Origin of the sequence: Pantoea jilinensis (assembly GCF_019104105.1) — a bacterium.
GTDB classification, from domain to species: domain Bacteria; phylum Pseudomonadota; class Gammaproteobacteria; order Enterobacterales; family Enterobacteriaceae; genus Pantoea; species Pantoea eucalypti.
This window is the reverse complement of record NZ_CP077748.1, coordinates 455,577-470,267: the sequence shown is the minus strand read 5'-3', so window position 1 is coordinate 470,267 and position 14,691 is coordinate 455,577. Positions and strand designations below refer to the sequence as shown.

Here is a 14,691-nt window from a genome sequence, read left to right as displayed (position 1 = left end):
AAGGTTTTTTTCTTTACAATGGGACTCCACATCTTTAAGGAAAACAAGATTATGAGTCTCAACGCACGTGAAGCTATTCTGGCAGCCGCAAAGAGTGCTGCTCAGCATCATGGCTATAACGGGATTAATTTTCGCAGCATCGCTGATGAGGTGGGGATTAAGAATGCCAGTATCTATTATCACTTTGCCAGCAAGGCCAATCTGGGGGCCGCCGTCGCTAACCGATACTGGCAGGATACAGCGCAGAATTTAAAGACCATCCGCGAGCAAAGTGCGTCACCGGATGAGGCGCTTCAGCGTTATCCGCAGATTTTCCGTATGTCGCTGGAAGATGCCAACCGGCTCTGTCTCTCCAGCTTTATGGCAGCGGAATATGACGATCTGCCGGAGGAAGTGAAGCGCGAGGTGCAGTGTTTCGTTGAGGCGAACGTTGAGTGGCTGACGCAGGTCCTTAATGAAAAGGAACCTGATAATACCGGGAAAAATGCTCAGCGCGGACTGGCGATCTACACCGCAGTGGCCGGTGCGCAATTAATTGCCCGCACGCGTCAGGATATTAACCTTTTCGATAGCCTGATTATGACCTATCAGGAGACCGGCCTGATTCCGCTGTCGCGATGAACATTATCCTTCAGGCACATAAATCGACATCTTCAGCGAGGGCGCATCATTCGACATGAAGCTGGAATAACTGAAATTTCGCTTCACGCCATCCTTGCCTGTCAGGCATTTTGTCCCGGAGACGGGAGCAGCTATCACATGCTCGTTCCACCATTCGCTGAATTCCTGACACTCGCGCTCAAGCCGGCTAATGAGTGATGGAAATGCGGGGTTATGCGCATTTCGATCGTAGTCAGCATGAAACAGGCCCAGCATTCTTTGGGCTTCTTTATGCCAGGTGTCTCCGAACAGGGCACGGGCCTCAGCTGTGGTCAGCATGAAAATCAGGATGTTCCTGTCTTTGACCGATAACTGGCCGAAGTCGGTGATCAGCTCTGCAGCAGCGCTGTTCCATATCAGCACATCCCAGTGTGCGTTAGTGACGTAGGCGGGCTCGGCTAAGCTCCGAATCAGTTTGATTACGCCCTCCGGAATAACGCCGTCGTTCTCAGTCTCTGTTTTCCGGCGAGTAAGCGACTGCAGATGCAGCACCTCGACCTTATCAAGCTCCAGCGCCCGGCCCAGCGCGCTGACGATCCGGTCTGAGAGCGTGTCTACCCGGCCCTGTTCGATTTTTGTATACCATTCTGTACTGATGCCAATTCTTGCTGCGACCTCTTCGCGCCGTAATCCCGGCGTACGACGCCTTTCACGGGTTCTTAAATCCCTGCTGTCAGGCTTGATCCTGGCGCGGCGCGAACGCAGGAAATGACTTAATTCACTTTTTGGCTGCATGAGTTAACCTGGTCGTGATTTATACCCCTATAAAACTAGTCTATTTTCGCCACCGTTAAGCCCTTTTATAGTCGTGTTCTCTACAGCAGAGGAGAGGTAACACTATGAAAGCAGCTGTACTCGAATCATTCGGTAATCCACTCAGCATTCAGGATGTCCCGCCGCCGATCCTCGGAACAGGGGAGGTGATCGTGGATGTTGTAGCCGCTCCCGTTCTTTCCTACGCCAGCGAAGTATTCAGTGGCGCCAGAAGATATCTTTTACCTCCACCGGTTATTCCTGGGTGTGGGGCCATTGGCCGGGTGCGCGAAACAGGGCCCGATGCTGCATGGCTTAAACCGGGTGACTGGGTTTTTTGCGATCCCACCGTCCGATCAAGAGATAACGCGCAGTCGCCTGAAATCGTGTTACAGGGCTGGAGTGCACGAGGTGAAGGCGGACAAAAAATCCAGCAATACCATCTGAATGGTAGCTTCGCTGAACAGATTCGTGTGCCCACTGAAAATGCCGTGGCAATGGGTAATATCGATCCTGCTGAAGCCGCTGCATGGTGCGCCATCAATACGTTACTGGTGGCCTATGGTGGTTTACTGGCGATGGAACTTAAAGCCGGTGAGAACTTACTGGTTAGTGGGGCCACCGGTAATTTTGGCAGTTCAGCCGTGCTGGCTGCCCTCGCCATGGGAGTCAGTAAAGTCATCGCGCCCGGACGCAACCCGCGGGTTTTGCAGGAGCTCAGGAAACGGTTTGGCTCGCGGATTGAAACCGTCACGCTCAGCGGTGTCGCTGATGAAGATATTTCTGCAATGAAAAGTGCTGCGGAGGGTCCCATTGATGCGGTGCTGGACTTGCTCCCGCCTTCAGCTCCGGCATCCGCGGCGCGCAATGCCATTATGTCGGTGAGACCCTATGGTCGCGCGGTGCTGATGGGGGGCGTCGGCATGCTGGGTGGGGATGATCTGGCGCTGCCTTATCCGTGGATCATGCGCAATCTCATCACCATTAAAGGACAGTGGATGTATGAACCTCAGGCTGTGTACACGCTCGTGGGGCTGATCCGGGCAGGATTACTGGATCTCAGCCATTACGCGGTTACGGAATTTGCACTGGGTGATATTAATCGCGCCATCACGCATGCCGCTGAAAATAGCGGTCCCTTTAAGCTGACGGTGATTCGCCCGTAACGGTTTCAGAGAAAGCCTGTTGCTTACTTTTAGCTGCGCTATTCATTTACGCTCAATAACGACGCCTCATGGACTAACCCATTAAATGTCGAGTGATTTATAATTTCTGCGCAACTGAATGCGACAGGCAATCCCGGTAAATAACAGAGTTATAATCGTGACTACCCATGGCAGCTAAATAACAGTAACAGGACATTCAGTCAGGTTCAGGCTTAATTACACTGAATCACTAAAATGTGGTTAGTCGAAGACACCATTGATGACGGCGGTTACGATAGCGGTGCTTAGAGCAATAAGCACCAGGTCATCTCCTACGGCTCGCCACTCGTAGCCAGGATAATAGGGCAGTTCATTTATCATTGATGGAGGCAACGTTTTTTTGGCAATACCCGGCGGCAAAGGTTTACCACGAGCAACTTTTTTTGCTATTCCTGGCGGCAAAGACTGATAGCCGACAAGGCCATAATTGACGGCAAGGTTACGTGCTAGAGAGTAGTTGATATCTGACCCGACGTGATCGGGTCGTCCAGGGTTCTTACGATTTCCATGTTTGTCTTTCGCACCCGCATTACCATGCCCCTTGTTTCCGTGCTCTCCGCTTTTGCCGTTATTACCCTGGGTTCCGCTATTACCATTACCCTGACCGCCACCACCGTTGCCGTTGCCCGGATTTGCAGAAACTGGTGCAGCAAGCACGGTACAGGATATAACCACCGCAAATGCGGCTTTTAAAGCGCGAGATTTGATCATGTTATCTTTCCTTAATATTATTCAATATTCTGAACCAGGACATTAAAAAGCGATGTAAGGAGGTGACATGAGTTCAACCTCATCACATTATTATTCCACCTGTTCATTATTACCCAGCATTAAACGGTCGACAAGCGCATAGCAATCTTAAGAATTATCTCAAAAAAAATCCTAAAAAGCTGTACCGTGTTTTGATATTTTGTATGAATTTCATGCTGAAGCCTTTGCTTGTAATAGATAAAAATCCGGCTTTAAGCGAGGCGGAATGCCTTTTCATTATTTTTATAATGCTGCAATTCATTGTATATATTTGCGATTACCTGAAATTACTACGACGCTTAATAACTCTGCAATATATGGCACCTTAAGCGAGGTAGAAAAGATGACGATTCATCGAGGCGGATCAGGTAATTTCCTGGAAAACCCGCAGCGGACTGAAGAAGCGGAAAGCAAAGGCGGCTCTGGCCGACACTTCGCACCTGCAAGTTTCATCTCTTTCTACCGTGATTGCCAGCTACCATTTCCTGTATTAAAAATCTGAACGGCTTTAGCAATACGCGAGTTCACGCGCGAACTGATACCTGACTTATTTCACTATCAGGCTGAGCTGAGTTTTCTGATACCGGTCTCCCCATAATATTCAGGAGTTCAAAATGAAAATTAATAAAAGCTATAAAGGATGGCTGGCTGTATCAGCCGTTGTCGCTCTCTTCAGCACTGCCAGCGTGCAGGCTGAGACGCAGACAAGCGCCCCGCAGGGTGGGAATACACCGCAGACCATTAAGAATGACAAGCTCAGTCCTGGTGACGAAAAAGCACTGAAGGATATGGCTCAGGCCAATATCAATGAAATTGCCGCCGCCAAAATTGCGCTGAACACGACACAAAGCGCAGAAGTTAAAACCTTTGCGCAGAAGATGGTTGAAGATCATGGCAGTGCCTTGAAAAAAGTTCAGGCGGTTGCTAAGCAAAAAGAGGTGGCATTACCTACTGCACCAGATGCTAAACATAAGGCCATGGCCGACAAACTGGAAAAGCAGAGCGGTGGTAATTTTGACAAAATGTATATGGAAAATGCCGGTGTAATGGACCATAAGAAGGTGCTGGCGACGTTGAAAAGTGACGCGACGAAGATAAAGGATCCCGATGTGAAGGCGCTGGCCGATGCACACACCCCTGTTGTAGAACAGCATCTGACGTCCGCCCAGCACATGTCGATGTAACGGGGCTGCCCGGTTTCCGAATTATCCGCCAGCGCTGTTACGGGATCAATTAAGCGGATTCACATCTACGTGGATCCCGATTTCGACAGCACGCATGAAGAGCGATTTTTGTGGCGTGCAGTGGATATGACTCGTTCAGGTGACCTCTGGATGATGAAGTGGCATGCGCTCAGACACTGACGTGGAAGCCGTCATTCACGCCATTCCGCTGCCAGCACTCAGTAGCCGGAGATTATTATGACGCGGTGCAAACTGCTATGTCTCCGGTCAACGATACCGGCTTTGAACCCGTGTACTCAGTGCCGATCGCGGAATCATGGCGTCAGCAGCCTTGTTACTGCTGTGACCGGGAAAGCATCCGTTATGCTGCGTACTCAGGTAGTAACCAACGAGGGAGAAGGTCAGGCCCGGTTGCCACTGCTTTATGCCAGCTTCGCAAAGCTGGGTAGTGCACCTTCTCCTCAGGATATTATCGAAAACAACCGCGCCATAAACTGGCCGGTTAGCCCGGTTCCGCTGCTAACATCCAGCCTGAATAAAGCCCCGAAACGAGGCTTAATGATTTTTATTTTCCACCAGGCTTATTCCTGCATGTCGCCAGTATATCGTCCGTCGCAACATACTCCCGAGTCTGAACGCCGGTAATACCCAGCATGGTAGAAAACAGATTGTCCTGAGAGTATTTTTGCGTCGAACCCTGATGGCTCAAACATGTGTAGTCCACGGCATAACGCTGCTGGTAATCGGGCGACAGCCAGATAAGCAGCGGCACGCGGGTCTGGACTTCAGGCGCGATAGCATAGGGCAGGCCATGCAGATAAACACCTTTTTCACCCAGTGACTCACCGTGATCAGACAGGTAAACCAGACTGGTCGTAAACTTCTCCTGATGGGCTTTCAGTAATTCAATCGCTTTATCGACGATATAGTCCGCATACAGGATGGTGTTGTCATAGGTATTAACCAACTGTTCCTGCGAACACTCCTGAATCTGATTAGTTTCACAGGTGGGTTTAAATTTGCCGAATTCCGGAGGATAACGGTGATTGTAGGTCGGGCCATGACTGCCGATAGTGTGCAGCACGATCACGCCACTGCCCTGAAGCTGGTTGATATACTCCTCCAGGCCATGGAAAAGAATCTCATCATAGCACTCGCCTTTAATGCACATTCCCGGAAGATTCAGCGCGGTCATATCCTGATTAGGCACGCGATCGCACGCCCCTTTGCATCCCGCATCGTTCTCATGCCATAGAACACTCAGACCTGAACGCTGAATCACATCCAGCAATCCTTCCTGATGACTGGCCAGGGCATCATCGTAATGCCTGCGTGGCATGTTCGAGAACATGCAGGGAACGGAGACCGCCGTGGAGGTGCCACAGGAGGAGAAGTCATGAAAATAGACAACGTCCTCTTTCGCCAGTAAGGGGTTGGTCGGTCGTTGATAACCGCCCAGAGAAAAATTGGCGGCACGAGACGTTTCACCCACCACCAGAATCGTCAGGTTCTTTTTAGGGCCATCCAGCATGACCGGAAGTTGATGGGCATCTTCACCTATTTTCACCAGCGGAAGATTGGCCCGCTCGCGGTGATTATAGTAGGAGAGCGAGGCAGCAATGAAATTAGACGGACTCAGGGATTTCACCAGCTCATGATTGTTACGAAACAGTGAGGCGTAATCCTTATAAAACAACATGGCTATGATGGCTATCAGTGCAACAGAAATCACCAGACTCACCGCGCGCTGAATCACGCCTTTCCATACCGGAACCGACTTTTTAAACGCAGGCCAGAAGGCCAGAGCAGCCATAAAAATACCGGTAAAAAATATCACCGCAATCATCTTTGGTGTCAGGAGCGCCATACTTTCTGCTGGCGTGGTATCCACCATATTGGTGATCATCGAGCGATCAAGGACGATGCCATAGTGCTGAATAAAGTACTGAGCCGCAGCGGAGACAATGACAAACAGTGCAATGGTTATCCTGTCCAGCCACAAAAATGAGGCAAGCGTCAGCACAATATTAATGACGCAGAAAGCGACGATTGGCATGGAGAGGAAAAAAAGATATTTGCTAAGCCCGTTCATCTCTATAAGCGAGTAAGCCTGGCGGTAAAAGGCAAAATTGAGAAAAACAGAAATATAGAGTGAGAATAACAGGATGAATGTAATGCGGGGCAATACAGGCTGACTCATTCTGAAGCGTGCCATAAAGGTATTCCGTAACCTTGAAGAAGTGGATCCAAAAAGATTGTTTTTAAAATTGATTAGTAAAAATTAATAAAAACTATGTGCCGCATACCACAGATAGATGAAGCTCAGCACAGTAAATACTGAAATAGCCAAAGAAAAACATTCGCTTAATGAAAATTTGAGCATGGCGGGTGCCTGAAAGTTTGCGTATTCACATTAGCTAATGTGAAGCTAAAATGAACTTATTGCTACAGTTTGTGCGGTATATCTTGGGTTTTTGTGATCTGTATCTCATTAATTAAACTGAGGTCCTGAAATTGATTAGTGTGGCTGGGGGATTACAGAAGAATTTGACAGACGCTGAACGTCTGGTATCTGACAGGAATCTATAAAATAAAAAGAGTCAGCGCCCGTTCAGTCTATCCTCTGTAATATTAGCCCTGCGTCATACGCAATCGGCTTCATCAGAAAAGGCTTAATCCGGATAGAAAGCGAACGGGTTTCCCCGTCCGTTTTTACCAGGAACAGTTACACATCTTTTCATCCAGAAAAACGCTCTTTCATCAGAGAAAACGCAATGCCGATATCCAGCGCCGGTGAGGGTGGCATAAAACTGGCTTTTCCCAGCGACAGCATATCCGCAATATGCGGGTTATCCTGCTTCATAATGAAATCTGCCAGCAGACTGCCCGCTACGGTCTGTTTAGAAACGCCAGCACCGTTACAGCCACCCGCTGTGCAAACAAATTTGTTCAGCATGCCCTATTCAGGCGCCCCGTTCCGCGTAACGCTGATGCAGTTGAGTTGCCAGGTAAGTCCTGGCGGTACTCACCTGACCTTTAAGCGCGGGTATTACATACTGGCGAATCAGGAAGCGGCGATCTGTTGTGAAACGGAAGGTTGCTCCGGCAATGGCATTGACAGGCGTCAGCCCCCAACTCTGCATAGGAGGAAGGGTCGCGAGTTGTTCATCTGTCAGTGGATCGGTAATGCTGGCAAACGTGGCCATAGCGGCCTGACGCGAGAGGCCCGGACGCAGCTCTGGCGAGAGTGCATTGGTAGCCAGCATCACTTTTGGTGTTTTGATCACGCCAAATGGCGTCAGCACTTCAGCCACGCTGCCATAACGAATACCCAGTACTGGTGTATTATCGTAACGTTGAATATTTTCAGGAAAATAATGGTTCAGGCCAGCAATCAGCTGCGTCGGATTAACCAGCACACACCCCGGCGTGAATATCCCTTTCCTGTAAAAGCGCGTGCCAAGTTTAGGGTACAGCTCTTCACTGCTTAACATCTGCCACGGCTCATCCATTAAATCGAGATGGCTGGCGTACTCCTTCAATATACGATCATTGCCACGCTCCGCCTGGCAGTGATATTTACCGACCTGTTCCCAGTCGCACTGAAGATCATGCTCTGAAATAACCTGCTCCAGCTGACGAATGCCTTCCTGAAGCAGGTTACGGTAAGCGTTGGCCTTTTTTAATTCGGCCGTTGAGCTGCCAATATTATGAGGCAGCCCGATAACAAACCCGGAGTTGCGTGCGGATGCGCTTTCCCGTGTGGTGTACGCGTCGACGATGATGATTTTTAGGGTGGGATTAATTTCAGCCAGGCGGCGCGCAAAAGCGACACCGGCAAATCCCGCACCGACAATGACCCAGTCGGCAGTGATATCCCCCCGCAACATGGGCTGCGGGGGGAAACATGACTCACCCGCAGGTCAGCCTGAATGATTATGATTGAGCGGTATTGATGAATAGCGCAATTCCCTGTGCCTTATTTGAAAAATAAAGCAATTTTTATAAGGGAAAGTGGGATAACTGTGCCAGCGGTAATCTGACTATTGTTGATTTCAGACAAGTAAAATTCCGGTGGATGATTATTACTCAACAGGTAAAGAGGGGGAGAGCATCGCAAAGATGCCTGTAGGGCGTCAAACCACTCTGTTAATTTCAGCGACTACCTGCATTGTGGCCTCTTCAATGCTTCCTTCATTGCGGCATAAAAACCAGCCGTGCCTGGCAACCTCAAGCTCAAAAGCACGGGTACAGGCGACATGTTCTTCCAGGCGGTGGATCACCGTACTTCCCAGCCCCCGCGAACGTACTGCGGCTCTTTCCCATGAAACCTCTGGTGCCGTGACCACCCCGACATGCAGGTCTGGTGCTCGCACGTTGTGCTCTATATTTAGCTGCACTATCTCCGCGAAAGGCACCATTCGTCGAAATGCGGCATCCGACGGATACCAGCGATCCATCAGAATAATGCAGTTCTCAGGCTGCTTAGTGAGTACGTTCTGTGAAATCCAGGCACGGCTTAAAGCAAAGCGTTCACAAATCTCCCGTTCCAGATCGACGGAGGGATCTCTGGCAAGTCGGTTGACCAGCGCCATGGATTCCGCCCTGAAGGGATCGCTTTTTTGCTCGCTAAGCCGGATCACCTTCCTGTTATCTGCTCTTAGCACTTGCGTAATGGACTCCAGCAGGGTGGTTTTACCGGTTCCCTTGGGCCCATCCAGAGTCACAAAAAGCTGACGACTCATGATCCCGATGACACGGGAGTCGGGGAGTTTATATAGCGGGTACTTGCCAAAAGCATGTTTTTTACCTGATAAAGCTGAGCTTACGTCGTTCGCTGAGGCCGTATAAGCGCATGGATTGAGATCAGTACGGTGTAGTTTAAGGGAAGCGTCAATAAAACGGAAAAAATCCCGCGAGTGTCTTTCTCTGGTTTATCTATTCAACTCCACGCCTTCATTGGAAATAACAAGGTGTTAAAGGAAACCTCCAGCACAGGCTGGAGTCTGGTGAGCAATACGCGTCACGATTATGCTCATAGCGCCTCGTTAAATTGCTTCTATTCTAATCCTGTGAAAGGTGGCTTTGATGTCTTATGAAGAGGAAACCAAACTGGAGACCGCTTTAAAACTGGCGGCCGATCATCCAGCAGAACAACCTGGATTTTAACGGATACTTTTGGCGTCAACGCTTTACGTCCCTGGTATTTCCGTACGGGAAGCGGGTGAGGGTAAAGTCGAACTCAAGGCGGGTGAGCATATATCAATTCAGCATTGGGGAAAAACCGGATGGCACGCCAGTCATTCTGGTATTCAGGCCGCAGAGAAGAGAGCCGGGGGTCTGGACTTCTGGTTAATGAATTGCCAGCGACGTACAGGATTTTAAATGCCGCGCGCGGAACAGAGCTAAAATTCAGTCAGACCCGCAAGCATCCCGTACCCTTAAGGCTGAATCACCTTACCCTGCTCATCAAGCAGATCCGTCAGGAGTGCCGTGCCATCGCTCCCCACCCGGAAGGCTCCGAAACGGGCTTGCGCAAAACGCTCTCCATGGCCTTCCTGAAAGAAATAAGCGTTAGTGCCGACGGTCAGCGAACCATAATGTTGATGGTATTTCACCCGCAGCTGATTTGGTTGCAGATGTTCACCCTGATCAAATCGGGCCTGAGTCGCATGACGCTGTGCATCGAGATCAACAATCAGGGTTCCGCTGGTGGGCAGGCATGGCGCTGACAGTGTCGCACCGCAGGCCTCAGCCTGTTGATACAACATCACCTCCAGCGGTCGGGTAAGGGCATAATTCAGTGCCATGTAGTCGCCCTGCATCAGGGATCGTGGGTCAACCGGGGCAAGAGGTAAAATCATGACCGCGCCTTGCTTCAGCAGCTGCTCTTTTTGCCAGATGCTGACATTGACGGCTATCAGCGCCAGCACTATTACCGCGGCTGCCAGCCATCGGCTCTGTTTACGCATTCTCACGGGCACCTCCAATCTGTGCAGGTAATACTTTTTTGACTCCCCATGCCAGGCCCAGTAAAACCAGACCGCCCGCCAGCAGCAGCAGGGATTTCTGCAACAGCGTCACTTCCAAGAAGGCATACCAGCCAATGACATACAGCACCATGAAACCGCTACTGACCACCAGCAATCCCGGACTTCCCTGATAACGCGCCATCAGAATCAGCCACAAGCCCAGCCCGATACCCGGTGCGAAAAGAGCAGCAGCACCGCAGATCAGGGCCACGGGCAGTGTGATTATCGAAAACAGCGGCTGGCCGTTCCTTCTCTGACTGAGCACACTCAGCATTAAACCTGCCGCGATCCCTGTGCCCATAGCAGACTGAAGCGTAGCAAACTGCCCAGCGGACCAGAACAAATCCGTGATAAACGCCGCGTTTATTCCCAGGAAACTCAGCATCATCAGACCAGCCGGTATGCCATACAGCAGGGGATGTAGCGCGTCAGCATATGGCCCAGCCTGTAACCTCAGTAGATGGCTGACAATCCATAGCCACAGAAATATGACCGCCGCCACCAGTATGGAAACAGCAAGGTGACCCGCCGTCGACGACAGGGTCAGCCGGGCCAGTGAATAGCCCGCCAGCACCAGAAAAAAGGTCATGGCCGTGATGGCCATAAAACGGTAGGTGCGGTCAGGCATCGACACGGCCATCACGGCAAGAATCGGCAAGGCACACAATGAACCAGACATCATAAAGCTGAAGTCACTGCTCTGGATTTGCAGCAGAGCGCCGAAGATCAGCCCGCACGTTGCCGCAATAGCCCACGCCAGCCCGAGGTGATGTTTATCATCACGCTCATTGCGTAACAGGCCTCGCGCAATGACGGCGAGCAGCAGTGAAGGAAGAATAAGGGTGGCAGAATTCGGATCGTCGAGTAAGTCAGCGGTATAGAGCACCAGCGCCATCAGTAACAGAATGATGATGGCTGCGATCCAGCCTCCGACACTCAGCGCGAGCCTCAGATACCAGGGCAGATCCGATGCGTGACCGCGTTGATTAATTTCCTCAATCTGCGAGGCGCTCAGCAAACCCTGCTGACGCAAGGTGCTTGTCAGTAAGGTCAGCCTGGCAGAAACCAGATCGATTGGCCCCTTTTCAGCCAGTTTGCGTTGCCAGTTCAGCAGGATAGAACCATTGACCAATACCCAGCAAATCATTAGTGCACCGGTCAGAAACAGGTCACCCGTATCATAGGCCAGCAGGAATAGCTGCATGATCAGCGCGCAGCCCACAACGGTCAGACTGGCAACACCCAGCGTCAGCATGCAAAGGTCCACGTAGCGATAACGGTACAGGTAATAACCGGCCAGCAGGGTGATCATCCAGCCTATCGTGACAGATGTAACGTGGTTAGACCCTTGCCAGTCAGAGAGGTTTTCGGTCACGATGGTGGTCAGCAGCAACAGTAAAAATCCTGCCATGACGCGTGAGAACCAGCGGCTTGCCAGCCAGCTCTCAGGATGATGCGTAATCGCCCGCCAGGCCAGCGCTTCCCGGACAAGCAGGCAGGCTGCCAGCAGCGCCAGATAGCTGTGAAGCACAGCCGTCGGGATCCGTGGAACGTTGTCAAAGACAGCGAGATCCAGCAGTGACGTGGGTAACGTGGTGTAATAGAGCTGAAACCCCAGGTTAGCGACCAGCCAGCTGCAAAACCACAGGCTGTTTTGCCGGGCAATCAGCGCCAGCGGCAAAAGAACGCATAACCAGGCCCTGAATAGCTCCCAGCTGTCAGCTCCGGTCTGGTAAATCTGCCCATAGAGTGCAAACAGGGCGCCGAACCCTAAACCTGCCGCCAGCAGTGCGCTGCGAGCCAGCGTGCTGTACCAGCGCCACCAGACCACCACCGTCAGCGCGGCAATCAGCAGTTCGGCCAGGGAAAATTTCGCCATCTTCGGCAGCCAGGCCCAGTTCCAGGCAACAAAGAAAACCGCTCCGGCAACCAGTGACAGCAATCCCAGACAGCAAAGCACCGGGATAAGAAACTGTCGCCACTGAGTATCTGATGGCCTGATACCACAAAAAGCATAGATACGCAGGCAGGTCTCCGGCGTCAGGCTCCCGCCTTTTACCAGCCCAGCGATCTGACGGCACAGATACGCTGCCGTCCGTGACGGCATCCCGGTTATGCCATCAGGTGCAATCTCCCTCATACTTTCCCTGCCTCTGTTTGCGGTGTGACTTTAATGATGACGTTAACCACTGCTTTTCCCTGTGATCAATCCATGTATCAGCTCTGCTGAGCGGCAGATAATTTTGCAGAACAAATGTAAACATCTTTTCCGGGATATAACAGTGTAAATCAAAGGCGAGGCATGAACTCTGCGCGATCCGCCGCATGCTTATGATCATGAGTATCGCAGACCAGAAACATCTACATTTACTGATGTAAAAATCCGGACCATTGTGTCTGAACAGACTGTTTTACCCTGCTTCAGTCATGGCGAATTAATCCATCTGATAGCAGCCCATGTTTCCCAAAGATTTCATTTTTCTGTCATTTTTATTCTTTACGATCGTAGCTTCTCTTCATGGATATAAAAATATGAAAATAAAAGCTATTTCTCTGGTTATCGGTTGTGCGATCTCTTTATCAACATTCGCGGCACAGCCAAAGGTCGAACACTATATCGTCAGTTTTCCCGAAGGGACGCGTGTGAGCTACTACGGTGCCTTCGCCAGCGCGTTTCCCCAGGGTTTGCCGGTGGGTATCGGCTCGGGTTTGCTTTTTACCGGCAGGCAGGGGGATGCGCTGACCTTCGCGACCATCACCGATCGCGGACCGAATGCCGACTCGCCTGATAGGGGTAAGAAAGAGTCAAAAATTTTTGTCACGCCAGATTTCGCTCCATTGCTGATGAATATTCGTGTACAGAACGGCAAAGCCGAAGCCACGGATGCCCGACCGTTGCATGACGATAAGGGCAACGTAAACGGATTGCCGTTGCAGGATGGCGTCATTGGAGCAACCAATGAAATCGCATTAAGCGATACGCTGAAAGTGCTGCAGGGAGATAACCGCGGTCTGGATACAGAAGGCATTGCGCCGGATGGGAAGGGCGGATACTGGCTGTGCGATGAGTATGGCTCGTTCCTGATTAACGTTGATGAGCGCGGTAAAATTCTGGCGATGCATGGCCCTCAGGCAGCAGACGGTGAAAAATCCATCGCGGGCGGACTGCCGAACATACTCAAATGGCGTCAGCCTAATCGTGGTTTTGAGGGAATCACCCGCATGCCAGATGGGCGAATCATCGCTGCGGTGCAGAGCACGCTGGATATCGACGGTAAAAGTAAAAAGCAGGCGCGCTTTACACGGCTGGTTAGCTTCGATCCGGCGACCGGAAAAACCGCGATGTATGGTTACCCTATCGACGGCGAGGCTTACAGTAAAAACAGTGATGCAAAAATTGGCGATATCGTGGCGATCGACAATCAGCATCTTCTGCTGATAGAGCAAGGCACCAACAAAAATGACGCGATGCGTAACCTTGTCTACAAGGTAGATTTGCGTCCGGCTACCGAGCTTTCAGCATTTGATAAGCCTTGCGACTATCCGGAGTTCGACGACGAGAAAACGCTGGCGCAGCGCGGTATTAAGCTCGCAGCGAAATCGCTGGTGGTCGATTTACGTCAACTCGGTTGGCAGCAGGAAAAGGCCGAAGGACTGGCATTGATCGATAATAGAATGCTGGCGGTCACGAATGATAACGACTTCGGTGTGAAAGCAGTCATGCAAAATCCGGTTGAAGGCAAGAAGCGCAAAGATTATCGGGTGACGGATCAGGGGACACTGACGGTAGATGATAAGCCGGTGGCCACGACAATCGGCCTGAAGCCGCTGAAGAAACCTGAGGTGGACAGCGAGTTGTGGATAATAACACTGGCGGAACCGCTTAAATAAACGATCTCCCTAACCCGGGCTGTGTCCCTTAATTGCATCACCTGCTGTAAAAGGGCCGGATGTAACAGCCCGATTTTAACACCGACAGATATTTCCCGGCCGTTTTGTCACAAGGTGTGGCAGTCCGCTACTCCTTTTACCCTTCAAATGTTTCTCTGATGCTTTGCGGCGTTAATCTTCATGGGTGAGTTCTGTGCGCCTGGCCGAAACAGAGTA

The 14,691-nt window shown here is 51.0% G+C and carries 10 protein-coding genes and 1 pseudogene; 4 read left to right on the top strand and 7 right to left on the bottom strand.

Going from position 1 to position 14,691, the window contains the following annotated elements; all coding sequences use genetic code 11:
* Positions 1–51 precede the first annotated feature (51 nt).
* On the top strand, positions 52–621 hold the full coding sequence (locus KTJ90_RS21660) for a TetR/AcrR family transcriptional regulator (RefSeq protein ID WP_039661768.1): 570 nt from the start codon (positions 52–54) through the stop codon (positions 619–621).
* Positions 622–624: 3 nt separating this feature from the next.
* Here KTJ90_RS21660 and KTJ90_RS21655 read toward each other — a convergent pair whose 3' ends face one another.
* Positions 625–1,395: a helix-turn-helix transcriptional regulator gene (locus tag KTJ90_RS21655; RefSeq protein ID WP_110411863.1), complete on the bottom strand. Its 771-nt coding sequence runs from the start codon at positions 1,393–1,395 to the stop codon at positions 625–627.
* Between the two features lie 104 nt (positions 1,396–1,499).
* Here KTJ90_RS21655 and KTJ90_RS21650 point away from each other — a divergent pair, with 104 nt between their 5' ends.
* Positions 1,500–2,579 carry an alcohol dehydrogenase catalytic domain-containing protein gene (locus KTJ90_RS21650; RefSeq protein WP_442843824.1) on the top strand — a complete coding sequence of 360 codons (1,080 nt, stop codon included), beginning with the start codon at positions 1,500–1,502 and terminating at the stop codon, positions 2,577–2,579.
* Between the two features lie 240 nt (positions 2,580–2,819).
* Here KTJ90_RS21650 and KTJ90_RS21645 read toward each other — a convergent pair whose 3' ends face one another.
* Positions 2,820–3,329: an anti-virulence regulator CigR family protein gene (locus KTJ90_RS21645; RefSeq protein ID WP_039661775.1), complete on the bottom strand. Its 510-nt coding sequence runs from the start codon at positions 3,327–3,329 to the stop codon at positions 2,820–2,822.
* A 653-nt stretch (positions 3,330–3,982) separates the two neighbouring features.
* On the opposite strand from KTJ90_RS21645, the gene KTJ90_RS21640 reads away from it, so the two are divergent.
* On the top strand, positions 3,983–4,552 hold the full coding sequence (locus tag KTJ90_RS21640; RefSeq protein ID WP_008924444.1) for a DUF4142 domain-containing protein: 570 nt from the start codon (positions 3,983–3,985) through the stop codon (positions 4,550–4,552).
* 565 nt (positions 4,553–5,117) lie between these two features.
* Here the strand turns inward: KTJ90_RS21640 and eptA are convergent.
* The 5 genes and pseudogenes from eptA to KTJ90_RS21615 all read right to left on the bottom strand — a co-directional run bounded on the left by eptA (position 5,118) and on the right by KTJ90_RS21615 (position 12,724).
* Entirely contained in the window at positions 5,118–6,767 is a 1,650-nt protein-coding gene (gene eptA / locus KTJ90_RS21635; RefSeq protein ID WP_105099623.1) for a phosphoethanolamine transferase EptA, read from the bottom strand.
* Positions 6,768–7,289: 522 nt separating this feature from the next.
* Positions 7,290–8,520 (bottom strand): annotated as a pseudogene (locus KTJ90_RS21630) (NAD(P)/FAD-dependent oxidoreductase).
* Positions 8,521–8,688: 168 nt separating this feature from the next.
* The gene (locus KTJ90_RS21625) at positions 8,689–9,297 is read right to left on the bottom strand and encodes a dTMP kinase (RefSeq protein WP_499026915.1); all 609 of its coding nucleotides are present in this window, start codon (positions 9,295–9,297) and stop codon (positions 8,689–8,691) included.
* A 696-nt stretch (positions 9,298–9,993) separates the two neighbouring features.
* Positions 9,994–10,524 carry a GDYXXLXY domain-containing protein gene (locus KTJ90_RS21620; protein ID WP_499026913.1) on the bottom strand — a complete coding sequence of 177 codons (531 nt, stop codon included), beginning with the start codon at positions 10,522–10,524 and terminating at the stop codon, positions 9,994–9,996.
* The gene (locus KTJ90_RS21615; RefSeq protein WP_499026911.1) at positions 10,517–12,724 is read right to left on the bottom strand and encodes a DUF4401 domain-containing protein; all 2,208 of its coding nucleotides are present in this window, start codon (positions 12,722–12,724) and stop codon (positions 10,517–10,519) included. The genes KTJ90_RS21620 and KTJ90_RS21615 overlap by 8 nt, the downstream gene beginning before the upstream one ends.
* Before the next feature lie 392 nt (positions 12,725–13,116).
* Between KTJ90_RS21615 and KTJ90_RS21610 the strand changes: the two genes are divergently transcribed.
* Positions 13,117–14,475: an esterase-like activity of phytase family protein gene (locus KTJ90_RS21610; RefSeq protein WP_499026909.1), complete on the top strand. Its 1,359-nt coding sequence runs from the start codon at positions 13,117–13,119 to the stop codon at positions 14,473–14,475.
* The last annotated feature ends 216 nt before the right edge of the window (positions 14,476–14,691 follow it).

Bases quoted from the DNA above. Each gene is read 5' to 3' on its own strand.
- KTJ90_RS21660 (WP_039661768.1), top strand. From the start codon at position 52: ATGAGTCTCAACGCACGTGAAGCTATTCTGGCAGCCGCAAAGAGTGCT.
- KTJ90_RS21655 (WP_110411863.1), bottom strand. From the start codon at position 1,395: ATGCAGCCAAAAAGTGAATTAAGTCATTTCCTGCGTTCGCGCCGCGCC.
- KTJ90_RS21650 (WP_442843824.1), top strand. From the start codon at position 1,500: ATGAAAGCAGCTGTACTCGAATCATTCGGTAATCCACTCAGCATTCAG.
- KTJ90_RS21645 (WP_039661775.1), bottom strand. From the start codon at position 3,329: ATGATCAAATCTCGCGCTTTAAAAGCCGCATTTGCGGTGGTTATATCC.
- KTJ90_RS21640 (WP_008924444.1), top strand. From the start codon at position 3,983: ATGAAAATTAATAAAAGCTATAAAGGATGGCTGGCTGTATCAGCCGTT.
- eptA (WP_105099623.1), bottom strand. From the start codon at position 6,767: ATGGCACGCTTCAGAATGAGTCAGCCTGTATTGCCCCGCATTACATTC.
- KTJ90_RS21625 (WP_499026915.1), bottom strand. From the start codon at position 9,297: ATGAGTCGTCAGCTTTTTGTGACTCTGGATGGGCCCAAGGGAACCGGT.
- KTJ90_RS21620 (WP_499026913.1), bottom strand. From the start codon at position 10,524: ATGCGTAAACAGAGCCGATGGCTGGCAGCCGCGGTAATAGTGCTGGCG.
- KTJ90_RS21615 (WP_499026911.1), bottom strand. From the start codon at position 12,724: ATGAGGGAGATTGCACCTGATGGCATAACCGGGATGCCGTCACGGACG.
- KTJ90_RS21610 (WP_499026909.1), top strand. From the start codon at position 13,117: ATGAAAATAAAAGCTATTTCTCTGGTTATCGGTTGTGCGATCTCTTTA.